We start from the raw sequence: 13122 nt of genomic DNA on the forward strand, positions 1-13122 counted from the left end.
GTGGTGGACGGCAACACCATCCGCCAGCAGTACTACAGCTCTCTGGCCACGGCCGGGGGCGCCGGCACGCCCACCTCGGTGCAGCTGGACAACCAGGGCAACTACTTCTTCCGCCTGAACCTCATGAAGGTGGTGGACAAGAGCGGCAAGCCCGTGGACCTGGCGGCCAACCCGAGCGCGGCCTACGACCGCCATGAGGCCGACTTCGGCACCGATCCCACCTACGCCTACCGCGACACCTTCAACGACTACACCCAGTCGGTGCCGCGCTTCAAGGTGAAGAAGATCACCTACGACGTGACCATCAACCAGGGCACCCTGGATGCCAACGGCTACCCGAAGATGCCCGACTGGGGCCAGTGGTTCCCCGAGAGCCTCTCGGCCTCGTCCGCCGAGTGGACCAAGGCCATGTCCTTCGAGGTGACCGGCCGCTTCATCAAGACCGACCAGGCCACCGAGCCCACGGCCAACAACACCGTGACCTCCACCACCACGGTGAACATGACCATCGGTGGCGAGTACTCCGGCGACAAGTACGTGCACGCCGCCGCCACCCGCTACGACTCGCCCGACCAGCGCGCCGACGGCGTTAACGCCAAGACCGACAAGGCCAACAAGCAGGCGCGCACCATCTACGGCGACTACGATACCGGCGGGGCCGCCGAGTGCCTGAACATCTACTACGACGAGTACAACCGCGGCACCTGGGGCTACAAGAACTTCCACCGGGTGGGCGCCTGCTGCAAGTCGGGCTGGTGCTCCTACCACAACACCTATCACCACCACTACCACTACTACCAGTTCGACGAGGGCAAGATGCGCCACCTGCGCACCTCCTCCTCGGTCATCACCTACGAGAGCCGCAACTACGTGCAGAAGTCCGTGGTGCGCGACAAGGGCTCCATCGGCTGGGCCGGCAACACCAACGTGTCGGACAACCACGACGACCAGCGCATCTTCGCCGATGACGAGGGCTACTTCATGTCCCTGTACCGCTGGGAGCCCGGCAGCAACAACAACAGCTACACCGACCACGACTACAAGCCCTGGGGCACCAACATCTCGGCGGCCGACAACATCCGCATCAACGACTCGCTGCCCACCATCTACCCCGATCAGGACACCGAGTACTACGGCTATTTGGGCACGGGCCTGAAGTTCTTCCGCACGAGCGGGGCGAACACGGGCAACCCTGAGAGCTCCATCAGCGCCATGGACGGCGCGAACGTGTGGGCCCACCTGAACCCGCTGACCAACTACGCCCGCTGGGAGCGCGCGGCCAACATGGACAAGGTGTTCATCACCTTGCGCACCACCGCCTGGGAGAAGGACAGCACCTGGACCGAGGCCGACGCCGCCACCGATAACGGCTGGAAGAAGAAGGCCGGCTCCTCCACCTACGAGTTCACCACCTCCGACGGCCAGAAGGTCACCCATACGGTGAACCGCACCATCCGCATCCGCGAGCACGGCATGTTCCTCGTGGACGCCTCCGGCAAGGAGACCATGGTGGATGAGTCGTTGCGCCCGTCGAACCACGAGAAGACCGATCCGGCCGACGATACCGGTTCTCCGGGCCTGACCTACCTGTTCTCCAAGGGCCTGAACAAGGACGGCGACGCCATCATCTACTTCAAGCGCCCCTATGACTACACCCCCGAGTTCATGGACGCCGTGAATTGGACGAGCGCGCCGAAGTACGAGTACGTGAAGAAGGGCGTCGACAAGGACGGCAACCCGGTGGTGGGCGCCGACGGCAAGCCGGTGGTGAACCGCCTGACCAAGGTGGCCGACGAGGACGATCACCAGCCTTTGACCATCAACCTGCCCGATGGCGAGTTCGTGACGAGCTATACCATCGACCTGGGCCCCTACGGCGGCGATGCCGACGCCACGGCCGAGACCGCTCGCGCCTACGATGGCGACAAGGGCTCGGGCCAGGCCGTGTCCGACTACCAGGTGCTCGGCCGCCCCTACATCTTCAAGGGGCAGACCAACAAGCTGTACGCCGACGGCACCACGGCCCAGGAGACCCGTTTCCAGAGCTACATCGACAACGCCATCTCCACGGCCCATGTGGACTACAACCGCTTCTCCGCTCCTGCCACCTACCTGACGAGCGCGGAGAAGGCCCTGTACTCCAACAACCAGTGGCGCATCGTGAACGCCTTCGAGCGCCAGTACAACTACACCGGCTGGGCCTACACCTGGGTGCCGCGCAACTCGGCCTACGATACCGCCTGGATGGTGGGCTACAAGGTGCGCTACGGCTACAATACCGGCATCCAGACCGAGAACAACGGCGCCCTGACGGACAACACCGAGAACTACAACCACGGCGATCACATCGGCGACACCACCACCCACGGGGTGCTGAACGAGAGCTACCGCACCCAGGTGATCACCCGGACCGACAGCTACGGCTACAACGCCGCCAACGCCTCGGTCGTGCCCCAGGGCGCGTGGCTGAGAAACGGCGCCAACGATTACACGTCCTCCACCTCCAGCGGCTACACCACCAACACCATCACCTGGAAGACCGATACCAAGCGCGTCTACGACTACGGCGATGAGCGGGTGTACGACCTGGTGGCCGGCAAGGAGAAGGTCAACGCCGACGCCGACAACCTGACGCCCACGAAGGCCACCTACGAGGTGCGCTTCCAGAACCAGTTCGACGATCCGGCGGCCGGCAAGCCCACCGAGGACCACACCCGCGCGGCCCACATGGCCCGCGTGAAGCTGAAGAGCAGCTTCGACGAGAACATCGCCGAGGCCGGCGACAAGGTGTTCCGCCTCCAGAACGTGTACGTGCCCGCCTACCTGGTGAACGACGGCGACCACAAGTGCGACGACCATGCCAAGGGCACCTGCATCAGCTACCAGTACGCCCCCTACGTGAAGGTGGGCGGCACCTACGAGCCCTACGACGGCGCCCGCAGGCTCGAGGGCGGCAAGCAGGTGGCCGACGGCGGCGCCCACAACGGCGAGCAGATCTACCTCACCATCGTCGGCGACACCTACACCAAGGACGACGCGGCCTTCATCGAGGCCGTGGCCTGCGGTGGCCAGGATGGCAAGGCCTGCGCCTGCCTGGAGTGCGACGGCGGCTGGTTCAACGCCACCGACTTCACCTTCACCTACGTGGACGGCGACGGCGTTGAGCAGACGAAGTCCGTCACCTGGCAGGAGCTGAAGGACGCCGGCCGCGTGAGCGGCCCCTGGAAGATCGACGACGCCACGGCCCAGGTGGTCTACGACGCCGACGGCCTGCCGACCTTCGACGCCGACGGCGACTACGTCATCGACTTCGAGAGCTTCTTCCGCGATGACGTTATGTCATATAATGTTTATAAGGCTACAGAGGCGACGGATACCATCAAGGGCTTCGCCAACGCCGGGGCCGCGGTAGACCCCTACGACAGCGCCGAGGTGGACCAGACCTACGCCAAGCCGCTGTTCACCTCCCTCCAGATCACCTTCGAGGCCGCCAACGCCAACCGTCGCTTCGACAACACCATGCTGGACGCCGGCCAGTGGCTCACCCGCAAGAGCCAGTACAACGTGGGCACCACCCAGGCCACCTACACGGCCAGCAACCTCATGGTGAACTACGCCTTCAAGTACGATGGCGTCTACGCCGATCGCCCGGTTGAGCTGTTCCGCACGGCCAAGGCCGCCACGAACCAGGCCCTCACCAAGGACAACGTCCTGGGAGCCGACCGCGACGGCGACAAGTTGAACGCGGGTCAGTGGGACTACAACTCCACGCCGTCCTTCGGCAAGCAGTCGAGCGCCTTCGCGGGCACCGACTCGCGCCACAAGCTGACCGTGGAGCTGAAGGCGAAGGACCCCAACACCGAGGGGCTCACCGCCTTCGTGGACGACACCGCCTCCTATCGCGTGGCCCACAAGCTGGGCACCATGGACACCTCCTATGTGCGCGGGCGCAAGATCGAGCCTACCGTGGGCTACGGTCGCGACGATGCCACCCTGCGCCAGAAGGACACCGTGTTCGCCTACGACGCTGACGAGCGCTCCTCCACGAGCATCTTCAGCTACGAGCCCACCACCACGGCCAACGACATCCCCGACGGCGCCCTGTACGCCGGCGACTACGTGGAGTACACCCTGTTCGTGGGTGCGAACCTGAAGTCGATGCTGCCCTTGCAGCACGTGGATGCCCGCTTTGAAGTGAACCGCGGACAGCGCATCGTCGGTTGGGAGGTGGTGACCGATGAAGTGCCCGGCGCCACCGGCGCCGCCTCCGGGAAAACCCAGCTCAACTTCGTGGGCGCCAACGACAAACTTGGCGTCACGGGCGAGTTCGGCCCGGATGCCCCCGCCATCAACACCGCCAACCCGCCGCTGACCACCGATACGGCCTACTACGACGCCGATGCGAACGCGGCCCGCGTGACCGCGAAGCTGCTGGGCGAGCCCAACGCCGCCGGCGCCGACGTGGTGACCATGGCCTTCGCCCCGGCCTCCACGGATCTGACCCTGCTGGCCCACGACGATATCGTGCTGCCCGACCCGGAGCCCGAGCCCGATCCCGAGCCCGTGGACCCGGAGAACCCGGACGCCGGCGAGACCGAGAACCCCGACGGCACCGATACCGAGAACCCCGACGGCGGCGAGGCTCCGGCCCCGGCGGCCGTGGCCCCCGCGGCTCCGGCCGTGGCCGCCGACGCCCTGGCCCGGGCCGTCCAGCCCGACACGGTGGGGGAGCACTACGACATGAACCGCGCCCTCGTGTTCTCCGTGGGCTCGCCCACCCAGCAGATGATGCCCGGCGAGGGCGTCTACATCCGCGTCATCACCCAGATGACCGACGAGCTGGAGGGCGACGCGGCGACCCGCGACGCCTACAACGCCTCGGAGAACAAGGCCTTCAACAGCAGCAACGGCGACGGGCGGGAGCCCTACGACGCCGAGCGGCCGGCCTACGCCGCCAGCACCGTGCAGGCCGCCTACACCGTGACCGCCGCCCCGCGCCACGGCTTCAGCCAGTACCGCGTGGAGCAGTCCGACAATGTGGGCGAGGACGTGTACAAGTCCGTGGACGACGAGGCCCTCGACCCCATCGACCACCGCCATCCCACCGACGTGACCGCCAACCTCACGGGCCGCGACCAGTACGGCTCGGCCGTGGAGTCCCAGGTGCGCTTCTACAAGAACGGCAACACCGACGGGGCCGGCTCCGGCACCCATGCCCAGGTGGCCGACCTCACCCTCGGCGGCACCGATGCCCAGGGCAACGCCCTGGCCGCCGACCTGCTGACCGCCACGGGCGCCAACCGCGATAAGTACGGCCAGGTGACCACCACGGCCAACACCGCCTACAGCGCCGCCGGCGCTACCGGGGCTACGGCCAGCAAGCGCATGGGCCGCGTTACCGACAACCACCAGAACGACGTGCAGATCACGGCCGCCTACACGGAGAAGTCCACCACGCGCCGCACCACGGCCAACCAGGACGGCAACCCGCTGAAGCTGACCGTGACCAACCTGGCGAACCCCACCTTCCACACGAGCGACATCCGCACTACGGTGCGCTTCACCGAGGGCTTCAACGCCGAGAACCAGCAGCCCACGGGCCGTCAGATCTTCGAGTTCACGGGCCACAACCTGGCCTACCCGGAGACCATGCCCGACAACGAGACCATGATGGATGCGGCCAACAACGTCATGGGCGAGGCCATCAACCCCACCCAGTCCTTCGCCACCACCGAGGGCAACCGCACCGTGGCCGACGGCTCCGCCGTGCGCCCCGACGGCCGCAAGAACATCATGGTGGAGTACTACGTGGCCCTGACCACCCAGGAGGAGATCGACAAGGCCCTGGCCATCAAGGCCGACCCGGCCCTGGGCGGCGAGGAGGCCGTGGAGATCGTCACGAAGAAGACTCCGGCCCAGGTTGATGGGGAGGGCAACGAGACCGCCCCGGCCACCGAGACCATCGAGGGCGCGTGGCTGGCCGAGGATCAGGACCGCGAGGCCCTGCGCAACTACATGGGCGGCTTCACCGCCACCACCGGCGAGTTCGCCGGCCGCACCTTCGCGGGCCAGACCCACTACGTGGACGGCACCGTGAACCGCTTCTCGGGCCTGACCGACAGCACGGGCGCCACCTACGACAACCGCGGCGTGTACAACATCAACCTGTTCCGCGAGGCCCAGGCCATGCGCTGGACCTACTTCGACGTGCCGGCCACAGCCTCGGTGAAGAACGACGACGGCACCTTCACGGCCGACGGCCTGGCTCCCTTCGCCCTGAACGACGTGGAGCTCATGGGCGTGGCCCGCTTCAACGACACTCGCAACCCGCTGGACCTGTGGACCGACATCGCCAACTACTACGAGGGCACCGTGGCCGTGGACGTGGCCTTCAGCCACCGTCACAACGAGGCCACCACCCTGGACTTCCAGAACCCGCTGTACACCGACGACGTCATCCAGGGCGCCACCTTCGGTGATGCGGCCTCCACCAACGTGGAGCACGGCGAGTGGCTCACCCACCAGAACCAGTGGGACGCCATCGACGAGCCCATCCGCGTGTACCGTAAGAGCCCCAACGTGCAGTTCCAGAACCAGGTCTTCCAGACCCAGGAGGAGGCCACGGCGGCCTACAACGAGAACGCCGATCAGAAGAGCGGCTATGTGGCCGGCGAGACCTTCTGGTACCGCGACACCCTTGTGAACGCCAAGCTGGCGGCCGTGGCCACCAAGCCGGTGATGAGCACGGGCGGCTGGGCCTTCAACGGCACGGAGTACTACAGCAACTCCAACTACCACGTGAACAGCGCGACGTCCTCCATGTCGTTCTCCTTCACGGCCTACTCCGACACCAAGGTGTCGTGGCAGTACCGCGTGAGCTCCGAGAGCGCGAGCTACGACTACCTGTACTGGCGCGTGTACCGCAACGGCGCCTTGGTCAGCTCCATGAACGGTGGCAACTACGGCGGCAACACCGGCTGGCAGACCTGGCCGAGCTACAACGTGTCGGCGGGCAACTACGAGGTGTACTTCTACTACCGCAAGGACGGCTCCGTCCATGGCGGCGAGGACCGCGCCTATATCCGCAACATCAACGTGGCCGACGCCATCGACCAGTCCGTGGGGGAGGGGTCTGCTGAAGAGAGGACCAAGCTCCAGGTGCTCAAAACCCACGAGGAGGGCGCTGGCGAGGGCGAGATCTACAACCCGGTGTTCTACGAGCGCATTCCCCTGGACTACCTGCGCCAGGCCTCCCAGTACGCCTACGACGACGCGGCCTCCGTGTCGAGCAACCTGGGCGCCCGCATCACCGAGGAGTACCTCGAGTCCGTGCTGAACGCCAAGGCCGATGACGGCTCGGCTTTGGGCATCGCCTGGTACGATCGCTTCGGCAACGACGTGACCGCCGAGCGCACCCGCGGCCTGAAGCTGAAGGCCACCCTGGTGGGCACCGAGACCGAGGCCCCTGACTACGGCGGCTCCATGAACTACGCCTCCCAGGAGAAGGGCCTGTGCACCAACGGCGGCCTGAACAACCCCTGCCTTGACGGCGGCTCCAACAAGTACACCTGGGGCAAGACCTACAACGATCTGGACCCCCGGGACAAGAATGTGTCCAACCCGACTACGTTCGGCCTGTTCAAGATCGAGTGGGTGGTAGACCCCGAGTATAAGGATGCCACGGGCCGCACCTACATCACCGACCCGGCCGACAGCCGTTTCCTGGACGAGAACGAACTGAATACGGGCTCTCAACTGACCGACGGCTCCGTGCCCGAGCACGGCACCGTGGCCTCCGACGACATGGTGGCCCTGCGCCCGGTGGACCGCCCCGACTACACCTCCGCCGTGGTGGAGGTGGGCGACACCGTGGCCATCGCCTTCCCGGTGCGCGCCGCCGAGGAGAACCTGCCCCAGGTGTACAAGGACCTGGACGCCTCCACCACCACGGCCACCAACGCCGACGGCACGAGCAACACCACGGGCAAGAAGCCGGCCTTCCTGCCCCGCTTGGGCGAGTACTACTTCTCCGGCTACCACCTGCACTGCGGGCACGTGGGCTGCGCCGCCGGCAGCTTCTTCACGAACCCCGGCGTGGGCTCGGCCACCTTCGGCCTGTCCAACGCCGTGACCGGCGTGAACCGCGTGGAGACCCAGAACGTGCTCATGGACATGGACTCCCTGCTCCACGAGGCCGCCTTCACGGCCGACAAGCCCAAGCACGTGGACACCTACGAGATGTTCAACCACGCCTACACCTTCATTCCCGGCACCGACTCCAACGTGAAGCGCCCGAGCGGCGGCTACATCGGCGAGAATGTGGTCACGGCCCCCAATGTGAACGCCTACGACTACGGCTCCTCCGGCTCCAACGGCCAGTTCATGGACGCCGACGTGATGACCCTGCGCGGCGGCAAGGCCAACAACCAGAAGGTGAGCTACCTGCTCACGGGCACCCCCACCACCGGCGACAACCGCGTGGCCGATGCCAAGGGCAGCCTGCCGAACCAGTTCTCCTTCGTGACCCGCGACGCCTGGGACATTAAGGGCAACACCACCACCGGTCTTGTGGCCCGCGACTACTTCGCCTTCGTCACCGCCAGCCGCATCGCCGACGCCCTGAACACCTTCGGCGAGAAGAAGCTCACGGCCAAGAAGCAGAGCACCGTGGACGTGGACCGCGCCCTGGCGAGCCAGGTGTCGGCCACTCCGCTCGTGTGGTCCCAGACGCGCCTGCACATGCAGAAGGCGTGGCTGACCACCACCTCCGAGATGGTGAGCGACTTCGACAGCCGCGTGGGCGCCGCCAACGCCGCCGACGATTACCAGGCCGCTCGCCGCTACAGCGGCAACGTGGCCCAGGATCTGCCGACGGGCCGCCGCTACAACGGCGTGATCCGCGTGACCACCGGCGCTTCGGGCTCGGCTGCCGTCAACACCGATTTCCCCACGGCCGCCGATGTGAACTACACCGACCCGAACAAGAACATCTACGACAACGGCCAGAACAACCTGACCCACTGGCAGCTGACCGTGGATCCGGAGGTGGAATTCGGCCAGTACGAGGACGCCCTGGAATTCGGCCAGACCTTCACGAGCCAGCTGACCGCCTACAACTACGGCGACCGCAACCTGGACGGCGTGGAGTTCACCTACATCATGCCCCGCGGCGTGGAGCCGGTGATCGGGGAGGACGGCACCATCGAGGTGGGCGCCGAGCTGCTGAAGGCCGTGAATGGCTACTCTGCCGGCGGCCGCGCCGTGGACGCCAACGGCCGCCCGAGCACCACCGGCACCCTTGGCAACGACGGCGCCCCCTATGTGGACGAGACCTACGAGGCCATCGATGAGGACCGCATCGAGGTGGAGGTGCTCCAGACCCCCTACAGCGCCTACGCGGGCTACGACGCCCCGGCGGCCATCCAGGATCCGGCCTTCTACCGCGAGGGCAACGTGACCACGGCCGCCACCGACCTGTCCCGGGCCGTGGAGCAGGCCACCTACTCCAGCGTGAGCGCCGCCACCGGCACCGACTCGGTGCCCGGCGCCGGCGACGCGCCCGTGGTGGACACCGCCAAGATGACCGGCGCCGCCTACACCCAGAGCTCCCAGCCCTGGGTGCTGAAGATCACCGTGAAGCAGGATCTCGGCAAGTGGTTCGGCCGCGCCATCGACGGCGGGGCGACGGTGGCTGGCGTGGCCAACGCCACCGACCCCGACCCGGCGAACATGGCCGACTGCTACACCGAGGGCGGCTACAAGCTGCGCGTGAACCTGGCCAGCCACGTCTTCGGCAACAACGAGGACGAGGCCTGGTACGACCGTCTGCTGACCGCCCCGTGGGACGATGCCGAGCACACCGACGAGCCCCAGACGGACGACCCGACCGACGCCGCCACCCCCGGCACCCCCGGCACCGAGGCCGTCTACGAGGCCGTGGCCGACCCGACCGCCGAGACCGGCACCCTGTACGTGCGCGAGGCCGACGGCACCTACCGCGCCGCCACGGCCGCCGACCCCACCGACGGCACCGTGACCTTCTACAAGAAGACCGCCGAGGCCACCGCCGGCACCGAGGGCACCCGTCCCTTCAACGCGAGCGCCTACTACCAGATCTACGACGTGGACGTGTACGAGGGCAACGCCGCCCTGCGCAGCCGCCGCCAGAACGTGCAGCCCTACGGCATGGACTACTCCTGGACCCTCATCGCCAAGGGCCGCCTCGGCGTGCACGCGCCGCTCTACGGCGAGTTCTACGGTTCCCCGAACTTCCCGGCCGTGAACGGGTTCACCACCATGACCAACTCGGTGCTGGCCGACGAGGCCCTGGCCGCCAGCGACGGCCAGCGGGCCCTGGCCGCCATGGGCCTCGTGGTGACCGACGCCGCCCAGGTGAACTACAACGACGCCCTGAAGAAGAACGCCGCCGGCGAGCCCCAGACCCTCTACGCCCAGACCGGCACCCATGCGGTCATGCGCAAGCCGCTCGTGCGCGTGTGGAGCACCGTGAGCGAGTACATGGCCGAAGCCGGCAAGACCTCCAACGCCGTGGAAGCGGTGAACGAGACCTACTATGTGGACACCGAGGCGGACCGCCGCCAGATCAACGTGCACATCGAGAACCGCTACTGGCTGAACGACCAGCCCTACCAGTGGCAGTACAACAACACGGCCAACGTGCACAACGGCACCACCTACAACTCCAAGTACCACAACAACTACGCTGTGGACGGCGGGTCCAAGGGCTCGCTCACCCTGCCCGTGCTGACCGTGGTGCTGCCCTACGGCGTGGCCCCGTACTCCAAGACCACCGGCCAGCCCTACTCCATCAAGGGCGAGAACAAGGGCATGGCGAACTGGACCTTGGCCACCGAGGACTGGGACGTGTCCGCCGTGGTGGGTGCCGATGCCGACAACTACGACAACCTGACGGCTACCCCCGCCCCGGCCGGCGACGCCACGGGGTATCAGACCCTGGCCAGCGTGAACGACAATATGTCGGCGGCCTGGAAGGAAGCCAACTGGGATGCCACCTACGCCTTCGAGCCGGTGACCACCGACACGGGTTCGGTGGAGTGGCGCTACGTCCTGCGGTTCGAGCCCAAGGCCACGGGCTACAACGACGCTCGCGACCTGGTGACCCAGATCGTCTCGGGCGGTCTTGACACCTTCAAGTTCAACGTGCTCACCTACGACGAGCCGAAGATGGGCCTGGACCCGGCCTCCATGACCAAGAGCTACGAGAACATCCGCGCCTTCGTCACCTCCAAGGTGGACGGCGCCAAGCACATCGTGGACGAGGACATCAAGGTGGCCAACGCCGCCGCGGCCGACCGCGTCACCCAGTCCACGGGCATGACCACGGGCAACATCACCCTGGTTGCCGCCAGCGACGTCAACCCCTTCACCCCGGGCGCCGAGGCCCAGCTGGGCCTGTTCGGCGACGGTCATCCCCTGAAGGGCCACCAGAAGAAGCTCACGTGGCTGAAGTACCGCGCCGAGCACTCCAACTGGACCACGGTGAACTCTACCACCTACAACAACATCGCCAAGGCCACCGGCTACTACCTGGCCGACAAGCGCCTCGATGCCACCGAGAGCACCTACTACGAGTACGCGGCCCAGAACGCCTCGGGCAGCGAGTATGCGGCTGTGCCGCGCACCGAGGGCTTCATTCCCGCCAAGTACATCAAGACGGGCGATCCGAAGACCGGCGCCTCCCTGGGCGAGAAGGTGCCCTACAACTACCTGGCCGGCTACAACGGCACCTACACCGAGCGCTACGGCACCATCCGCTCGGCCAACGCCCGGGGCGGCCTGCCCGCCGCGGGCCTGCCGCTCGTGGGCACCGACACCGTGACCAAGGACGCCGCTGGCGAGCCGCTGGCCACGCCGCTGACCCAGGGCAAGGGCCTCACGGTGGGCGACTACGAGTTCGCCGCCAACGCCTACGGCCTGTCGGCGGCCACCACCCTGGCCCTGAACGGCCACCGCGACGTGAACGGCGACGGCACCCTGGTGCCCGACACCGCGGCCACCCATCGCGAGAAGTTCGTGAACCGCCTGGCCGGCGAGGCCCGCGAGCACGGGGACGCCGGCGTGTACTCCACCGTGAAGCTGCGCACCAAGGTGCCCACCTTGAACGCCGCCTACGAGGTGGAGGCCAACCCGAGCGACCGTCCGAGCGACAACAACGAGAACTACGCCAACGACGGCATCCCGGGCACCTCGGCCACGGGCATGGGCGCCGACGAGGACTCCATCATCTCGGTGGACGGCTCCATCATCACCGCCCCGCGCACCTGGTGGGAGGGCGGCATCAAGTTCACCGACCGCGTGCTGCGCGACACCGAGGGCCACGAGCGCATCAAGGTGACCGAGACCGACGACAACGGCGTCATCACCACCGAGATGAGCTCCCGCTACGAAGACGGCACCATGAAGAACTACGCCAAGCGCGTGAAGGACGGCAACGTCGTCACCTTGACGCTGAAGTCCTATGACGAGAACGGCAACGTGGTGTGGTCCCTCAAGAAGACCTTCACCCTGTCGCTGCTGACCGGCGAGCTGGACCAGACCGTGGCCGACCTGTACGCCGGCGACTGCGACGGCGGCGGCAAGCTCGTGCTGACCGAGAACTACAAGCGCACCAAGAAGGTGACCACCAACCCCATTCCCGACACCGACCGCAAGTGGGACGACGCCGCGGGCACGACCTTCTACACCCGCGAGTACGTCTACAGCGTGGCCGAGGCCGGCTACGACGGCACGAAGTACATCCAGCGCCCCGATCCGGCCAACCCGGGCCAGTTCATCTACGTGGCCGTGGCCGACGCCACCGACTACGACCCGTCCGCCGACACAGTGTACAAGCGCGACGAGGTGTACACCGCCGTGCCGCGGGACAAGTACGTCCTGGGCAGCCTGGCCGCGGCGGGCACCCCGCTGTTCGTGGGCGAGGGCGACGCCTTCGTCTCCGTGCGCGTGGCCCCCAAGGCGCCGGTGACCGAGGACGTGGTGGATCCCTACAGCTACTTCGACTACAGCCTGGGGGCGGTGCCGGAGCAGAGCGCTCTGGGCGCCACCTTCTACACCTACAACGACGCCAAGGGCACCTACGAG

At 66.8% G+C, this 13122-nt stretch carries 1 protein-coding gene (cut by both window edges); it reads left to right on the forward strand.

All 13122 nt of this window come from inside a single coding sequence — locus ACTOXK_RS00690, SdrD B-like domain-containing protein (protein ID WP_482279817.1), on the forward strand. Of the gene's 73779 coding nucleotides, 23175 precede the window and 37482 follow it; the stretch shown corresponds to coding positions 23176-36297, spanning codon 7726 (complete) through codon 12099 (complete); the first complete codon in view begins at position 1. Both codon boundaries (start and stop) fall beyond the window edges.

This window comes from Adlercreutzia sp. (assembly GCF_056795635.1).